Source organism: Streptomyces sp. WAC06614 (assembly GCF_003949795.1).
Taxonomy (GTDB): Bacteria; Actinomycetota; Actinomycetes; order Streptomycetales; family Streptomycetaceae; genus Streptomyces.
In genome coordinates this window covers 13,204-29,270 of sequence record NZ_RPRY01000062.1, presented here as the reverse complement: position 1 = coordinate 29,270, position 16,067 = coordinate 13,204, and the positions used below count along the sequence as shown (strand labels likewise).

16 protein-coding genes and 2 tRNA genes are annotated in these 16,067 nt (G+C 71.9%); 1 reads left to right on the top strand and 17 read right to left on the bottom strand.

The features are described 5' to 3' along the window. From EF918_RS11580 to EF918_RS36900, 10 genes are all read right to left on the bottom strand, one after another. A partial coding sequence (locus tag EF918_RS11580) for a hypothetical protein (RefSeq protein ID WP_125644479.1) occupies positions 1–578 on the bottom strand: 578 nt, incomplete at its 3' end. A 144-nt stretch (positions 579–722) separates the two neighbouring features. Next, complete coding sequence (gene leuS / locus EF918_RS11575; protein ID WP_125644477.1) at positions 723–3,593, bottom strand: leucine--tRNA ligase; 2,871 nt, start codon at positions 3,591–3,593, stop codon at positions 723–725. Positions 3,594–3,849: 256 nt separating this feature from the next. Then, positions 3,850–3,922 (bottom strand) — tRNA-Ala (locus EF918_RS11570). A gap of 149 nt (positions 3,923–4,071) precedes the next feature. Further along, on the bottom strand, positions 4,072–4,305 hold the full coding sequence (locus EF918_RS11565; RefSeq protein WP_030229679.1) for a hypothetical protein: 234 nt from the start codon (positions 4,303–4,305) through the stop codon (positions 4,072–4,074). A gap of 139 nt (positions 4,306–4,444) precedes the next feature. Continuing rightward, a tRNA-Ala gene (locus EF918_RS11560) sits at positions 4,445–4,517 on the bottom strand. Positions 4,518–4,652: 135 nt separating this feature from the next. Continuing rightward, positions 4,653–5,309 (bottom strand): histidine phosphatase family protein, encoded by a 657-nt coding sequence (locus EF918_RS11555; protein ID WP_125644475.1) that lies wholly within the window; start codon positions 5,307–5,309, stop codon positions 4,653–4,655. Continuing rightward, a complete protein-coding gene (gene rsfS, locus EF918_RS11550) occupies positions 5,306–5,752 on the bottom strand; it encodes a ribosome silencing factor (RefSeq protein ID WP_125644473.1) in 447 nt (148 codons plus the stop codon). The genes EF918_RS11555 and rsfS overlap by 4 nt, the downstream gene beginning before the upstream one ends. Positions 5,753–5,905: 153 nt before the next feature. After that, positions 5,906–7,528, bottom strand: a complete 1,623-nt coding sequence (locus EF918_RS11545) for an LCP family protein (RefSeq protein ID WP_221889708.1) — start codon at positions 7,526–7,528, stop codon at positions 5,906–5,908. Positions 7,529–7,554: 26 nt separating this feature from the next. Continuing rightward, a complete protein-coding gene (gene nadD / locus EF918_RS11540) occupies positions 7,555–8,172 on the bottom strand; it encodes a nicotinate-nucleotide adenylyltransferase (protein ID WP_125644469.1) in 618 nt (205 codons plus the stop codon). 32 nt (positions 8,173–8,204) lie between these two features. Further along, positions 8,205–8,372: a hypothetical protein gene (locus EF918_RS36900; protein WP_185921704.1), complete on the bottom strand. Its 168-nt coding sequence runs from the start codon at positions 8,370–8,372 to the stop codon at positions 8,205–8,207. Positions 8,373–8,513: 141 nt separating this feature from the next. Here EF918_RS36900 and EF918_RS11535 point away from each other — a divergent pair, with 141 nt between their 5' ends. After that, positions 8,514–9,644, top strand: a complete 1,131-nt coding sequence (locus tag EF918_RS11535) for a M48 family metallopeptidase (RefSeq protein WP_125644466.1) — start codon at positions 8,514–8,516, stop codon at positions 9,642–9,644. On the opposite strand, the gene EF918_RS11530 is transcribed toward EF918_RS11535, so the two are convergent. The 7 genes from EF918_RS11530 to EF918_RS11500 all read right to left on the bottom strand — a co-directional run bounded on the left by EF918_RS11530 (position 9,641) and on the right by EF918_RS11500 (position 15,892). Continuing rightward, entirely contained in the window at positions 9,641–10,744 is a 1,104-nt protein-coding gene (locus tag EF918_RS11530) for a hypothetical protein (RefSeq protein ID WP_125644464.1), read from the bottom strand. The two genes, EF918_RS11535 and EF918_RS11530, sit on opposite strands and share 4 nt — an antisense overlap. A gap of 37 nt (positions 10,745–10,781) precedes the next feature. Then, the gene (locus EF918_RS11525; RefSeq protein ID WP_125644462.1) at positions 10,782–11,330 is read right to left on the bottom strand and encodes a hypothetical protein; all 549 of its coding nucleotides are present in this window, start codon (positions 11,328–11,330) and stop codon (positions 10,782–10,784) included. Between the two features lie 77 nt (positions 11,331–11,407). Further along, entirely contained in the window at positions 11,408–12,688 is a 1,281-nt protein-coding gene (locus tag EF918_RS11520; protein ID WP_125644460.1) for a glutamate-5-semialdehyde dehydrogenase, read from the bottom strand. Between the two features lie 98 nt (positions 12,689–12,786). Continuing rightward, positions 12,787–13,179: a hypothetical protein gene (locus EF918_RS11515; RefSeq protein WP_260610086.1), complete on the bottom strand. Its 393-nt coding sequence runs from the start codon at positions 13,177–13,179 to the stop codon at positions 12,787–12,789. 81 nt (positions 13,180–13,260) lie between these two features. Beyond that, positions 13,261–14,394, bottom strand: coding sequence for a glutamate 5-kinase (gene proB, locus EF918_RS11510; RefSeq protein WP_125644456.1), 1,134 nt, complete (start codon positions 14,392–14,394; stop codon positions 13,261–13,263). Positions 14,395–14,465: 71 nt separating this feature from the next. Beyond that, entirely contained in the window at positions 14,466–14,894 is a 429-nt protein-coding gene (locus EF918_RS11505; RefSeq protein ID WP_125644454.1) for a GtrA family protein, read from the bottom strand. Beyond that, the gene (locus EF918_RS11500; protein ID WP_260610083.1) at positions 14,891–15,892 is read right to left on the bottom strand and encodes a glycosyltransferase family 2 protein; all 1,002 of its coding nucleotides are present in this window, start codon (positions 15,890–15,892) and stop codon (positions 14,891–14,893) included. Before EF918_RS11500 ends, EF918_RS11505 begins: the two co-directional genes overlap by 4 nt. Between the last annotated feature and the right edge of the window lie 175 nt (positions 15,893–16,067).

Below are 16,067 nucleotides of genomic sequence, written 5' to 3'. Positions count from 1 at the left end.
CCGCTTCGCCGCCCACGACCGAGCCCGCCGCCCGCCCCCGTCCAATGCCGCAGCGCCCCCGACTCCAGGTCGATCTGCTCCGACAGGGACGACAGCTCGTCCTCCGCGAAGCGGCGGGCTCGGTCGTGGGCGGCGAAGCGGAGGGAGTCGGCGGAGGTGGTGATGCGGTGGGTGCGGGTGCGGAGGTCGGGGAGGCGGGCGGTCAGGTGGGTCTTGTCCGGCTCCTGTTCCAGGCGCTTGAGTTCCTCGTCGAGCTCGCGGCCGTGGGCGCTCAGGCGCTCGAAGAGGGCCAGGGACTCGTGCAGGGAGGCGTCGGAGCGGACGCCGTGCCGGAGGGTCTCCTCCGTGGCCCGCATCGACGTGCGCAGGTCCAGCCGGAGCTGGGCCAGCGTGGCCGCCGGGCCGAACTGGGTGAGGGTCTTGGCCCGGAGCGTGGTGTCCTCGACCGAGCGGCGGGCCTGGTGGACGGTGCGTTCCACCCCGCGCTTCGCGGCGCCGACCACCTTGACGGTGGCGTACACCCCGAGGCCGACCAAGGTCAGCAGCATCAACGCGAAGATGATCAACGCGGCCTCCATGGCGGTCCCTTTCCCCTGGCCTCTGCTTCCCTTCCACCGTAAACGCCAAGGGCAGGCCGGGGGTTCCAGAACGCCCCCAGCCTGCCCTCAATCTCCGGCGGTCCTCCCCCTAGGGGATCTGCCGCAGCGGTGCCGAGCGGCTGCTCACACCACGATGTTCACCAGCTTCGGCGCCCGCACGATCACCTTGCGGATCTCCGCCCCGCCCAGGGCCGCCACGACCGCCTCGTCGGTCAGGGCGAGCTGCTCCAGGTCGCCCTCGGAGATGGTCGGCGGGACCTCCAGGCGGGCCTTGACCTTGCCCTTGATCTGGACGACGCAGGTCACGGCCTCGTCGACCACGTACGCCGGGTCGGCGACGGGGAAGTCCTGGTGGACCACCGAGTCGGTGTGGCCCAGGCGGTGCCACAGCTCCTCGGCGATGTGCGGGGCCAGCGGGGCGATCAGCAGGACCAGGCGCTCGGCCACCGAGCGCTCCAGCGGCCGGCCCGCCTTGGTCAGGGTGTTGTTCAGCTCGGTGATCTTCGCGATCGCCGTGTTGAAGCGCAGGCCCGCCATGTCGGAGCCGGCCCCGTCGATCGCCTTGTGCAGGGCGCGCAGGGTGGCCTCGTCCGGCTCGCCGTCGACGACCGTGACCGCGCCGGTCTCCTCGTCCACCACGTTGCGCCACAGGCGCTGCAGCAGGCGGAACTGGCCGACCACGGCGCGGGTGTCCCACGGCCGGGAGACGTCCAGCGGGCCCATCGCCATCTCGTACAGGCGCAGGGTGTCCGCGCCGTACTCCTCGCAGATCTCGTCGGGGGTGACGGCGTTCTTCAGGGACTTGCCCATCTTGCCCAGCTCGCGCTTGACCGGCTGTCCCTCGAAGAAGAACTTCCCGTCGCGCTCCTCGACCTCGGCGGCCGCCACCGGGAAGCCGCGCTCGTCGCGGTAGACGTAGGCCTGGATCATGCCCTGGTTGAACAGCTTGTGGAACGGCTCCGCCGAGGAGACGTGGCCCAGGTCGAACAGGACCTTCGACCAGAAGCGCGCGTACAGCAGGTGCAGCACCGCGTGCTCGGCGCCGCCGACGTACAGGTCGACGCCGCCGTGCGGGGCGGACTCGCGCGGACCCATCCAGTACTGCTCGATCGCCGGGTCGACCAGCGCCTCGGTGTTGTGCGGGTCCAGGTAGCGCAGCTCGTACCAGCAGGAGCCGGCCCAGTTCGGCATGGTGTTGGTCTCGCGGCGGTAGCGCCGCACGCCCCGGCCGTCGCCGAGGTCCAGGTCGACGTTCACCCAGTCCGCCTTGCGCGACAGCGGGGTCTCCGGCTCGGAGTCGGCGTCGTCGGGCTCGAAGGTGCGCGGCGAGTAGTCCTCGACCTCGGGCAGCTCCAGCGGCAGCATCGACTCGGGCAGGGCGTGGGCCACGCCGTCCTCGTCGTAGACGATCGGGAAGGGCTCGCCCCAGTAGCGCTGGCGGCTGAACAGCCAGTCGCGCAGGCGGAAGTTGACGGTGCCCTCGCCGATGCCGCGCCGGGTCAGCCACTCGGTGATCGCGGCCTTGGCCTCCACCACGCCCAGGCCGTCCAGGGAGATGCCCTCGCCGGTGGAGTTGACCAGCGTGGCGTCGTAGGAGACGAACGCGTCCTCCCACTCGGCCGGGTCGGTGCCGCGGCCGTCGGTGGGCCGGACCACGCAGCGCATGGGCAGCTCGAAGGCGCGGGCGAACTCGAAGTCGCGTGAGTCGTGGGCCGGGACGGCCATGATCGCGCCGGTGCCGTAGCCCATCAGCACGTAGTCGGCGATGAAGACCGGGACCTTCTCGCCGCTGACCGGGTTGACCGCGTACTCGCCGGTGAAGACACCGGTCTTGTCCTTGGCCTCGGCCTGGCGCTCGACGTCCGACTTGGACGCGGCCTGCTTGCGGTACGCAGCGACGGCCTCGGCGGGGGTGGCGTGGCCGCCGGTCCACACGGCGTGGGTGCCCTCGGGCCAGGCGGCCGGGACGAACTTCTCGACCAGCGGGTGCTCGGGCGCCAGCACCATGTAGGTGGCGCCGAACAGGGTGTCCGGGCGGGTGGTGAAGACGGTGACGGCCTCGTCGCCCAGCGCGAAGTCGACGCGGGCGCCCTCGGAACGGCCGATCCAGTTGCGCTGCTGCAGCTTGATGGCCTCGGGCCAGTCCAGCGCGTCGAGATCGTCCAGCAGGCGGTCCGCGTAGGCGGTGATCCGCATGTTCCACTGGCTCAGCCGGGCCTTGAAGACGGGGAAGTTGCCGCGCTCGGACCGGCCGTCGGCGGTGACCTCCTCGTTGGCCAGGACGGTGCCCAGCCCGGGGCACCAGTTCACGGGCGCGTCGGAGGCGTAGGCCAGGCGGAAGCCGTTCAGTACGTCGGCCCGCTCGGCGGCCGTCAGGGCGGACCAGGCGCGGCCGCCGGGGACCTCGCGGGAGCCGTCCTCGAAGGCGGCGACCAGCTCGGCGATCGGGCGGGCCTTCTTCGCCTCCTCGTCGTACCAGGAGTTGTAGATCTGCAGGAAGATCCACTGGGTCCACTTGTAGTAGTCCGGGTCGATCGTGGCGAACGACCGGCGCTTGTCGTGGCCCAGGCCCAGCCGGCGCAGCTGGGCCTTCATGTTCTCGATGTTGGCCTCGGTGGAGACCCGGGGGTGCGTGCCGGTCTGCACCGCGTACTGCTCGGCCGGCAGGCCGAACGCGTCGAAGCCCAGGGTGTGCAGGACGTTGTGCCCGGTCATCCGCTGGTGGCGGGCGAAGACGTCGGTGGCGATGTACCCGAGGGGGTGACCGACGTGCAGGCCCGCACCGGAGGGGTACGGGAACATGTCCATGATGAACTTCTTGGGACGGGCGACGACCGCCGCGTCCCCGGCCAGGTCACCGGTCGGGTTGGGGGCCTCGTACGTGCCCTCCGCGTCCCATACGTCCTGCCAGCGTGCCTCGATGTCGGCGGCCATGGCGGCCGTGTAACGGTGCGCCTCGGCCGCCTCGGGGGCCGGGGTGTTCGTCTCGCTCATGATTCCTACAAGCTCCATCGATCGTCTTCGCCGTCTCTGCCTGCCCAAACGAAAAAACCCCTCGCACAGGAGGGGACGCCGCGCCGAGGCCGACCGGGACCGGTCCGGTGCCGGTCGGGACTGTTCAGCGCGGCTCGGTAAGCAGAAGGCGTACGGCACGCATGGCGTCAGGGTACCGCAGCAGCCTCCGGCGCCGCTCGGGCGACCGCACAACGAGAAGCGGGCCACCCGATCCGGGTGGCCCGCTTCTTCACTGTGGAGCTAAGGAGAATTGAACTCCTGACCTCTTGCATGCCATGCAAGCGCTCTACCAACTGAGCTATAGCCCCTTGCTTTCGCAGTGTCTCCCGGGCCCTGCTCGGTTTCCCTTGCCGGTTCCCCCTGGCGACATCGAGAACATTACACGGTCATGGCCCTGGACCAAAAATCGGTTTCCCCGACCGGCTCGCGGGCGCCGCTTTGTCCGGTTTGGCCCTGGTCAAGCCCGGGCGAACTGGTAGAAGCGCTTGAGCGTGCAGTGTTCGTCGAGCAGCCGGCCGTAGATCGGCTCCCCCTCCAGCTCGCGGTACGTCTCGATGGGGTCGCCTTTTATGATCAGCGCCCGCGCGCATTCCTCGCACCAGTACTGGTAGTCGGGGTTGACCGGGTCCATGTCCCGCACGATCGGCGTGCCGTTGTCGCACCAGTCGCACCGCCGCCGGTGTGCACCCATCCGTCAGCGACTCCCTCCCGCTCCGGGGCCGTCGTCCCCCCTCCGGCGGTGTCGATTCTGCCACGCCGGTGCGCCAGGGGTCAGCTAGGGACAAAGAGCAAGGATCCCGCCCCCTGTTGGGGACGGGATCCTTCTTCTGTGGAGCTAAGGAGAATTGAACTCCTGACCTCTTGCATGCCATGCAAGCGCTCTACCAACTGAGCTATAGCCCCGCTCTCCGTCGCGCTTCCCGCCGTTTCCTGCGGTCCTCGCTGCGGACAAGAAGAACTCTAGCCTGTGACCAGCCGAAAAGTGAAATCCGGTCCCGGGCCGGTCCCGGGGGCCCCGCTACGGGGCCCACCAGGGCCTCAGTCGTCGTCGCCGAGCACCGGCTCCGGCAGGGTGCCGGCGTTGTGCTCCAGCAGCCGCCAGCCGCGCGCGCCCTCGCCGAGGACGGACCAGCAGCAGTTGGACAGCCCGCCCAGGCTCTCCCACGAGCCCGCCTCCAGGCCGAGCAGCCGGCCGATGGTGGTACGGATCGTGCCGCCGTGGCTGACCACGACCAGCGTGCCGTTCTCGCCGAGCGCCGCCGCGTGCCGCAGCACCACCGGGGCCGCCCGGTCGGCGACCTCGGTCTCCAGCTCGCCGCCGCCGCGGCGCACGGGCTCGCCGCGCTTCCAGGCCGCGTACTGCTCGCCGTACTTCGCCACGATCTCCTCGTGGGTCAGGCCCTGCCACTCACCGGCGTACGTCTCGCGCAGCGCCGCGTCGTGCGCGACGGGCAGGCCCGTGACGGCGGCCAGCTCGGCGGCGGTGGCCGCGGCCCGCCGGAGGTCGGAGGAGACGATGGCCTCGGGCCTGAGGGAGGCCAGCAGCCGGGCGGCGCGGCGCGCCTGGGCGACGCCGGTCCCGGTCAGCTCGATGTCCGTGGAGCCCTGGAACCGGCGCTCCAGGTTCCAGGAGGTCTGGCCGTGCCGCCACAGGACGATCTTGCGGCCCGGCCGGCCGGCGGTCGTCGCGCTCAGAACAGATCACCGTCCAGGTCGTCGTCGGCCTGGGCCTCGCGCAGCTTGGCGTGCTCCTCGGCCTTGCCCCGGGTCAGCTTCGCCTCCTCGGGCAGCTCGATCTCGGGGCAGTCCTTCCACAGGCGCTCCAGCGCGTAGAAGACCCGCTCCTCGCTGTGCTGCACGTGCACGACGATGTCGACGTAGTCGAGCAGGATCCAGCGCGCGTCGCGGTCGCCCTCGCGGCGGACCGGCTTGGCGCCGAGGTCCTTCAGCAGGCGCTCCTCGATCTCGTCGACGATGGACTTGACCTGGCGGTCGCTGGGCGCGGAGGCGAGCAGGAAGGCGTCGGTGATCGACAGCACGTCGCTGACGTCGTAGGCGATGATGTCGTGCGCGAGCTTGTCCGCGGCCGCCTGGGCGGCGACGTTGATGAGCTCGATGGAGCGGTCCGTGGCGGTCACTAGGCCATGCTTTCGGGTCGAGGGCAGATCCTTACAAGGGTCTCACGGTCCGCCGACACCGCCCACGCCGTTTCGCCCGCCGCAGTTCGCGGCGGCCGGGCCCCGGGGGCCGGGGCCCGGCCAGGGCCCCGGACGGGCCCCGTTCCGCGGGCTTCAGGGGGCCTTGTAGTCCTTGCCCAGGGTGACCACCACGTCCGCGTTGACCGGGCTCTCGGCCTTCTTGACGGCCGTCTCGGGCAGCCCGAGGGTCTTGGCGACCTCGACGGCCCGGTCCCGCTGGGCGTCGTCCTGGTACGTGATCTGCGAGCTCGCCCGGGTCTGGGCGGCCCGGCCGCCGTCCACCAGGGAGTAGCCGCCGTTCATCAGGGCCGCCTTGGCGGAGGTCTGCGTCCTGTCGTCGCCGGTCGCGTCCCGCAGGCCGACCCGGGGCGCGGCGGTGCCCGGCGCGCCGCCCACGGCGCCGCCGAGGACCTCCTTGACCACCTTGTGGCCCGCCTCGTCGGTCAGGGTGCCGTCGGGCTTCACCGTCACCACGTCGGTGCGGTAGTCGCCGACCTTGGCGTGCTCGGCGAGCTTGGCCAGCGAGGTGCCGAGCGCCTGCTCGTTCAGCGAGGGGTCCAGGATCTGGGCCAGGGTCTCCACCGTCACGGTGGCGGCGCCGGGGTCGCTGGAGACCTTGCGCAGGGTGGCCAGCAGCACCTTGCCGAACCGCTCCAGCTGCTTGGCCTCCGGCTCGTTCTGCGCGCGGTACGTCGCGTAGGCGACGGCCATGGCCCCGTTCAGGCTCTGCTTCGGGCCCTGGCCGACGGCCGGCGCCTTGTTCCGGTCGTCGGCCGGGACGGCGGCGTCGGTGTCCACCTCGATGCCGCCGACCAGCTCGACGAGGTTCTCCAGGTACGGGGTGTCCAGCCGCCAGGTGCCGCCGATGTGGGTGCCGAGCAGGGTGTCCAGGCCGTCGCGGGTGCCGCCGAGGCCGTCCTCGTCGACCGACTTGCCGAGCGGCACGGAGCCGCCGTCGTCGCGGGGCACGGCGAGGCTGTTGGGGAGCAGGACGGTGGCGCCGTGGCGGGTGGTGACGTTGTCGACGAGGAGGGCGGTGGAGGTGCCGCCGGTCTTGGTGTGGTGCAGGTGGACCGCGATGATCTCGCGCTGCTGCGGGCCGTCCGCGGTCCCCGCGGGCCCGGCCGCGCCCGGCCCTTCCAGGCCGGGCAGCTTGCCCGCGTACCAGAGGTAGCCGACCCCGCCGACGACGAACAGGGCGAGCACGACGATCAGGGCGACCACCCGGTTGCGGCCGCGGCGGCGGGCCTCCTCGCGGCGCTCGGAGCGGCTCTCGGTGAACTTCAGCCAGTCGATGACGTCGTCGCTCTCCTCGTCCGGCTGGTCGAGGAAGGCGAACTGTTCGGTGCGGTAGTCCGGGGTCGGGGCCCGGCCGGGTTCGCCCCGGCGCGGCTCGGGCACGGCGGGCGGCTCCGCGGCCTCCGGGGCGGGGGCCTGCTGGGGGATCCACTGCTGCGCCTGCTGAGACTGCTGCGCGTGCTGCGGCTGCTGGTAGGGCTGGTGGCCGTACGGCTCCTGCTGCGGGTACGCGCCGGGCTGGGGGTACGTACCGGAGGCCGAGGGCGCGTACCCGTACGGCTGTTCGTACGCCGGGGCGGGGTAGTGCGGCGGGTAGGACTCGTACGGCTGGTACGGCTGCTGGTGCTGCGGGGGCACGGCGGCGTACACCGGCCGTCCGTAGGCGTCGTACCCGACGAGCTGCTGCTCCTCGTTCACCGCGGTGCCCCTCTCTTTCCGGACCCTCAGGCTCCCCGGTACAGGTCACGCTTGTCGATGTAGCGCACCACACCGTCCGGCACCAGGTACCACACCGGATCGCCCTGGGCCACCCGTGCGCGGCAGTCCGTCGACGAGATGGCCAGGGCCGGGACCTCGACGAGGGAGACGCCGCCCTCGGGCAGTCCGTCGTCGGTGAGCAGGTGGCCGGGCCGGGTGACGCCGATGAAGTGCGCGAGGGAGAAGAGTTCCTCGGCGTTGCGCCAGGTCAGGATCTGGGCGAGGGCGTCGGCCCCGGTGATGAAGAACAGGTCGGCGTTCTCGTTGAGCGCCTTCAGGTCCCGCAGGGTGTCGATCGTGTACGTCGGGCCGCCGCGGTCGATGTCGATGCGGCTGACCGAGAACTGCGGGTTCGAGGCCGTGGCGATGACCGTCATCAGATAGCGGTCCTCGGCGGCCGACACGGCACGCGCGGACTTCTGCCACGGCTCGCCGGTCGGTACGAACACCACCTCGTCGAGGTGGAACAGCGCGGCCACCTCACTGGCGGCCACGAGGTGACCGTGATGGATCGGGTCGAACGTCCCGCCCATCACGCCTAGCCGGCGCTTGACCGGGCCGGTAGGCAATTCCTGCTCTCCCATGAGCGCAGACCCTACCGGCCCGCCGCGGCGGTTCAGCGGTCGCGGTTGAGGCGGGTGGTCACCCACAGCATGAGGAGCAGGATGACGAGGGCCGCGCCACCGGTCAGGTACGGGTTCAGGCTGTCGTGGTTGCCGCCGTGCGTCTCGGCCCCCTCCGAGGCGAGGAGAACCAGGCTCTGGGCGGTGCTGGGGAGGCTCATCAGGCAGATACCTATCCGGGTCGGGAGCGAGCAGGAGACTTCACTCACATCGTAAGTGGGTGCCTGGGGCACGCTCACGCCGACTCAGGCGTTGGAGAGGATAGACGCAAGGCACCACAGGCCGATCAAGGGGGATGCGCAATGACGGACCAGGCTTCCGGGACGTCGACGCCCGCACGCAGCCGCAGGAGGTTCCCGGGGATCTCCTCGCGCACGTACGAGCACCCGGCGGACCGCTCGGCGCTGGTCGCGCTGCGCAAGCTGAGCGGCTTCGACACCGTCTTCAAGACGCTCAGCGGGCTGCTGCCCGAGCGCAGCCTGCGGCTGCTGTTCCTGTCGGACTCGGTGCGGGTGGGGGAGACGCAGTTCCCGCACCTGCACGAGATGCTGCGCGACGCCTGTCACATCCTGGACCTGGAGAAGGTCCCGCAGATGTACGTCCAGCAGGACCCCCGGCCCAACGCCATGTGCGTGGGGCTGGACGAGCCGATCATCGTGGTGACCACGGGCCTGGTCGAGCTGCTCGACGAGGAGGAGATGCGGGCGGTCGTCGGCCACGAGACGGGGCACGCCCTGTCGGGCCACTCGGTGTACCGCACGATCCTGCTGTTCCTGACGACCCTGGCGCTCAAGGTCGCCTGGATCCCGCTGGGCAACGTGGCGATCACGGCGCTGGTGACGGCGCTGCGCGAGTGGTTCCGCAAGTCGGAGCTGTCGGCGGACCGGGCGGGGCTGCTGGTGGGCCAGGACGTGCACGCCTCGATGCGCGGCCTCATGAAGATCGCCGGCGGCAACCACCTGCACGAGATGAACGTGGACGCGTTCCTCGCCCAGGCCGAGGAGTACGAGCAGAGCGGCGACCTGCGCGACTCCGTGCTGAAGATCCTCAACGTGCTGCCGCGCAGCCACCCGTTCACCACCGTGCGGGCCGCGGAGCTGAAGAAGTGGTCGCAGAGCCGGGACTTCCAGCGGATCATGGACGGCCACTACCCGCGCCGCGAGGAGGACAAGGACACCTCCGTCACGGACTCCTTCCGGCAGTCCGCCGCGCACTACGCCGACGCGGTGCGCACCAGCCGGGACCCGCTGTTCAAGCTGGTCGGAGACATCGCGGGCGGCGCCGGCGACCTGGCGGGCGACATCGGCGGCAAGCTGCGCGCCACCTTCTCCGGGGCCGCGGGCGGCTCCGGGAGCTCCGGCGGTCCGGGCGGCTCCGGCGGGCCCGGCAGCGCTGGTGCGGACGGCGGCAAGGACGGTGGCGCGGCCCGCTAGCCGGCCGGGGGCGGGTCCGTGCCCTGCGGCTCGGGCTCGGCCAGTACGCCGCACAGCCCGGCGGTGCGGTGGGGTTGCCCGCTGGCGTACGGATCGCTGGCGGCGGGGCCCACGGTGGTCGGCTGCGCCCCGGCGAGCTGCGGGCGGAAGCCGTCGGCGGTCTCGGCGGAGCACGCCTGCGGTCCGGCCATCACATAGGCCGACCGCAGTTCGGCGCGGCGGGCCACCAGGTCGTCCCGGTCGAAGCGCAGCCGCAGCTCGCGCCGGACGGTGAAGAGCGAGGCCTCGTCGAGCCCGCTCGGCGAGGTGGCCTTGGCGGGCCGGACGGCGTACACGAAGGTGTGGTCCGTCGTGACCTCCAGGGCGTCCGGCGTGACCTCCTCGAAGGCGAGGGTCCCGCTCACCCGGACCCGGGAGTCGGCCACCTCGGCGGTCGCCGGGTCGAAGCGGACCAGCCAGCCGGTCGCGGCGTGCCGGCCGTCCCCGGCGGGGCTGGTCATGCTGCGGTCGAACTGCTGCACCTGGTCGGGGTCGAGCAGCACCCGCACCGGCCGGACGGCGCTGCCGGCGACCACGTCCGGCTCCAGGGAGGACTGGACCAGGTAGTCCTTGGCGATGGACAGGGCCGTGAGCACCTGGCCGTCGGTGAAGTGCCCGGTGCGGCGGACGGCGGGCAGGGTGATGCCGGCCGCGCCGACCCGGTACTCGGCGGCGGGGCTGTGCGCGTACAGCTCGGAGGGCCGTCCGCCGGGGACCGTACGGGAGGCGGCGAGCGGGACGACCGTGCTGGTCAACGGCTCGGGCCGGGTGCCGGCCGGGGGCACGTACGGGGTGCGCACCCCCATGAAGACCGCGCCGGCGAAGGCCAGGGCGATCAGGAGCACCAGCAGCAGGCCCTGGCGCGAGCGGCGGCTGGGGGTGCCGTCGCCGCGGCCGCCGGACCACAGGGACCGGCTGCGCACGGCACGGGCGTGTTCGCCCATGCGTTCCTGCGCGGAGAACTCCTGGAGGCGGGCAGCCCTGACGAAGTCCTCGTCGAACACCACCGAACGGTATTCGTCCTCGGGGGTGCCGTCAGGGGGATCTCCTGGTACGGCCATGGCGTCTCCCCGCTGTCGCGCGAGAGGGGTCGTACTTTCAGGGTTGGCGGGAGACGGGGTACATAAACGCGCCAGTACCGGTGACTTCCGTCAACGGGGTGGTCGTGGGCGCCGGGGCGGGCGGTTCGGGGTCGTGGGCGGCGCTGCGGTAGACGGCGCTGAAGGCCAGGGCGACCATGCCGATGCCCATCACGACGGCCAGGACCCAGGCGACCGGCCGCAGCCAGGGGGAACGGCCGCGGTAGGGGCGCAGGGCGCCGCCGTAGACCCCGTACGGGCCGTTGCCCGGACCGTAGCCGTACGGGTAGCCGTCGGGGCCGTAGGCCGAGGGGTCGGCGTCGGTGGCGGTGGGGTAGCCGGGGACCTCGTACGGGTCGAAGCCGTCGGAACCGTCGTAGCCGCCGGCGACCGCCCGGGCCGCCTCGGCCGCGCGCTGGCGCTCCAGGGCGCTCGGCTCATGGATCGTCGCGTTCCGGACGAAGTCCTCGTCGAACACCACGGAGGCGAAGTCCTGCTCCGCGCCTCCGCGGTCGTCGTCGGGCTCCCCGCCGTCCGGGTACGGCTTGCCCCCCACGTCGTCCGGCACGGGACCAGCCTAGACCTGGGCGGCCGGTTTGGGCAGGGCAACTGCCGAAATCCGGCCACCCGAACGGGTGTATCCGATTACCGGACGTGACCGTCGCCGGTGACGATGTACTTGGTCGAGGTCAGCTCGGGCAGGCCCATCGGGCCACGGGCGTGCAGCTTCTGGGTGGAGATGCCGATCTCGGCCCCGAAGCCGAACTGGCCGCCGTCGGTGAACCGGGTGGAGGCGTTCACCGCGACCGTGGTGGAGTCGACCAGCTGGGTGAAGCGGCGGGCGGCGGCCTGCGAGGTGGTGACGATGGCCTCGGTGTGCCCGGAGGTCCAGCGCCGGATGTGGGCGACGGCGTCGTCCAGGGAGTCCACGACACCGGCGGCGATGTCGTAGGAGAGGTACTCGGCGGCCCAGTCCTCGTCCGTGGCGGGCACGGCGGTGACCTTGCCGCCCGCGGCGGCCTTGAGGACCTGCTCGTCGCCGTGGACGGTGACACCGGCCCCGGCCAGGGCGTCCAGGGCGCGCGGGAGGAACTCCTGGGCGATGTCGCGGTGGACGAGGAGGGTCTCGGCGGCGTTGCAGACCGACGGCCGCTGGGCCTTGGAGTTGATCAGGATCTCGACCGCCATGTCGAGGTCGGCCTGGGCGTCGACGTAGACGTGGCAGTTGCCGGTGCCGGTCTCGATGACGGGGACGATGGACTCCTCGACGACCGTCTTGATGAGGGAGGCGCCGCCGCGCGGGATCAGGACGTCGACCAGGCCGCGGGCCCGCATCAGCTCGTGGACGGAGTCGCGGGACTCGCCGGGGACGAGCTGGACGGCGTCGGCGGGCAGGCCGGTGCTCTCCACGGCGTCGCGGAGGATGCCGACGAGGGCGGTGTTGGAGGCGTAGGCGGAGGACGAGCCGCGCAGGAGGACGGCGTTGCCGGACTTCAGGCAGAGGGCGGCGGCGTCGACGGTGACGTTGGGGCGGGCCTCGTAGATGATGCCGACCACGCCGAGGGGGACGCGGATCTGGCGGAGGTCGATGCCGTTGGGGAGGGTCGAGCCGCGCACGACCTCGCCGACCGGGTCGGGGAGGGCGGCGACGTCCCGGACGTCGGAGGCGATGGCGCGGATCCGCTCGGGGGTGAGGGTGAGGCGGTCGATGACGGTCTCGCTGGTGCCGGCCGCCCTGGCCTTGGCGATGTCCTCGGCGTTCGCCGCGACGATCTCGTCGGTACGGGCCTCCAGCGCGTCCGCGACGGCGAGCAGGGCCGTGTCCTTCGCGGAGCGCGGGAGCGGGGCGAGGGCCGCGGCGGCGGTGCGGGCGCGGGTCGCGGTGGCGAGGACCGGGGACTGGGTGGCGGCGTTCTGCGAGGTCATGCCGCCAGCGTAAGCCCGGCGGGGCCGGCGCCGACGAGGGATCCCGCTCCGCGAGACGCCCTGCCGGCGGGGCAGGAGGGTGCGGGGCGGAGCCCGGGTCAGTACGGGTGGACGCCCACCGGGTGGGCCGGGGGCGGGCCGTAGCCTTCGGCCACGCGCTGGTGGTACGTGGCGCGGTCGATGACCTCCAGGCCGACGATCTCCCAGGGCGGGAGCTGCGCCGTGGAGCGGTGTTCGCCCCACAGGCGCAGGGCCACGGCGGCCGCGTCGTGGAGGTCCCGGGCCTCTTCCCAGTAGCGGATCTCGGCATGGTCGTCCGCGTACCGGCTCGTCAGCAGGAACGGGTGGTCGTGGGCCAGCTGTTCCAGGGCCCGGCGGACCTCACCCAGCGGCACCGGCTTGCCGGAGACGCTCAGGGTGACGTGCCACAGCCGGGAGTCGTCCTCGTCCGCGCCCCCGCCGGGGACGCTGGTCAGCGCTCGCCCCACCAGCCGCCTCCTTCGCCCTGCGTCTTCGCCCGACTCCCACAGTGGACCAGTCCTTGGCCCGTTTCGCGGCGGTTTTACAGAACCTCAGCCCTCCAGCAGGACCAGATCGTCCCGGTGGACGACCTCCCGCTCGTACTCGGGTCCCAGTTCGCGTGCCAGTTCGCGCGTGGAGCGGCCGAGCAGCTGCGGGAGCTCCTTGGCGTCGAAGTTGACCAGGCCGCGGGCGATCGGCCGGCCGTCGGCGGTGCGCAGCTCGACCGGGTCGCCGGCGGTGAAGTCGCCCTCGACCGCGGCGATGCCCGCGGGGAGCAGGGAGCTGCCCCGTTCGGTCACGGCGCGCACCGCGCCCTCGTCCAGGACCAGGTGGCCGCGTGGGGTGGAGGCGTGCTGGAGCCAGAGCAGGCGGTCCGCGGAGCGCTTGCCCGTGGCGTGGAAGAAGGTGCCGGTCCCGCGGCCGGCCAGGGCGTCCGCGGCCTGGCTGGCCGAGGTCAGGACGACCGGGATGCCGGCGGCCGCGGCGATCCGGGCGGCCTCGACCTTGGTGACCATGCCGCCGGTGCCCACCCCGGCCTTGCCGGCGCTGCCGATGGAGACGTGCGCGATGTCGGCCGGACCGTGGACCTCCGCGATCCGGGTGGTGCCGGGCAGGGACGGGTCGCCGTCGTAGAGGCCGTCCACGTCCGACAGGAGCACCAGCAGGTCCGCGCGGACCAGATGGGCCACGAGGGCGGCGAGCCGGTCGTTGTCGCCGAAGCGGATCTCGTCCGTGGCGACGGTGTCGTTCTCGTTGACGACCGGCAGGGCGCCCATGTCCAGGAGCTGGTCCAGGGTGCGGTAGGCGTTGCGGTAGTGGGCGCGGCGGCTGGTGTCGTCCGTCGTGAGCAGGACCTGCCCGACCCGGACGCCGTAGCGGGCGAAGGAGGCGGTGTAGCGGGCGACCAGCAGGCCCTGGCCGACGCTGGCCGCGGCCTGCTGGCGGGCCAGGTCCTTGGGGCGGCGGCGCAGGCCCAGCGGGGCCAGGCCGGCGGCGATGGCGCCGGAGGAGACCAGGACGATCTCCTTCTCGCCGCCGCTGCGGGCCTTGGCGAGCACGTCGACCAGGGCGTCGACGCGGTCGGCGTCGAGTCCGCCGGCCGCGGTGGTGAGGGAGGAGGAGCCGACCTTGACCACGATCCTGCGCGCGTCGACCACCCGCTGCCTTACGCCTGACACGTCCATCCCCTTGCCCGTTCGCCGCCGATGTCCGCCCCCAAATCTACGGGGCGGCGCCGAGCGGCCGCTCTCGGGTTTCAGACCGTGGACGGGGGGCGGGCGGGCTGCTCCTCCTGGGCCGCGGCGGCGCGGGCCGCGCCGGGGACCAGGATCCTGCGCGAGAGCAGGAAGGTGAACGGGATCGCCACCACGGCCGCGACCAGCGGGGCGATCCGGGTGCCCAGCCCGGCCCAGGTCACCAGGGCGTAGAGGCCGACCGACTGGATGACGTAGTTGGTGACGTTGGTCAGCGGGAAGAGCAGGAACTTCTTCCAGGTCGGCCGGGTCCGGTAGGTGAAGTAGGTGTTCATGAAGAACGAGCCGACCATCGACAGCACGAACGCCAGGGTGTAGGCGGCGAAGTACGGCATCCACGGGTGCAGCAGCAGGTAGATGCCGAAGAAGGTGGCGGTGTTCACGCCGCCCACCAGGGCGAACCGGACCACCTGTCCGAGCTGGTCCTTCATCGGGCGCCGCGCTCCAGGGGGGCCGCCGGGCGCGCGTGGACGGCGGCACCCGGGTCCTCGGGCAGCGGCCGGTCGGCGCCGTGGGACTCCTTGACCAGGAAGTGCGGGCGGCGCTTGGTCTCGTAGTAGATGCGGCCGATGTACTCGCCGATCAGCCCCAGCATGATCATCTGGACGCCGCCGAGGCCGACGATGATCGCCACCAGGGTGACGTAACCGGGCGCGTCGACGCCGTGGGTGATCGCCATCACGGTGATCCACAGGGCGTACAGGGCGGTCAGGGCCACCAGCGAGACCCCGAGCCAGATGCCGATGCGCAGCGGCCGGTTGTTGAAGGAGATGAGGCCGTCCATGGCGTAGTTCAGCAGGCTGCCGAACTTCCACTTGGTCTCGCCGGCCTCGCGCTGGGCGTTGCGGTAGTCGAAGTGGACGGTGTCGAACCCGATCCAGGAGAACAGGCCCTTGGAGAAGCGGTTGTACTCCGGCAGCGACAGCAGCGCGTCCACGGCCGGGCGGGACAGCATCCGGAAATCGCCGACGCCGTCGGTGAGCTCGACGTCGACCCAGCGGTTGACCCCGCGGTAGTAGAGGCGGCTGAGCGCGCTGCGGACCTTCTTGTCGCCCTCGCGGTCACGGCGGGCGATGATCTGGTCGTGGCCCTGCCGGTAGTAGTCGAGCATGGTCGCGATCAGCTCCGGCGGGTGCTGGAGGTCCGCGTCCATGATCACGACGGCGTCGCCGGTGGTCTCGCGCAGGCCGGCGAGCATGCCGGCCTCCTTGCCGAAGTTGCGGCTGAACGACACGTAGCGGGTCTGCTCGCCGTGCTCGGCGGCGATGGCCCGGAGCTTGCCGAGAGTTCCGTCACGACTGCCGTCGTCGACGTAACACACCTCGTACTCGACGGGGAGGGAGTCCAGCACCTTGCGGATCTCGGTGTCGAACGCGTCGATGACTGCTTCTTCGTTGTAGCAGGGGACTACTACGGACAGCTTCGTCATGAACTCTTCCTGCGGGGGTCCGAACGGGTGATTGTCAGCGACCGGACCCGACACTCACCTCTTCCTTAGAAGTATGCACGGCGGAGGCTCGGCGGATGTCGGGCTGCCGGAGTCCGGCGGCGCACACGGTAGCTTTGCAGGGTTGGGGGTCCCCCCGGAGGAGTCCGGGGGCGGA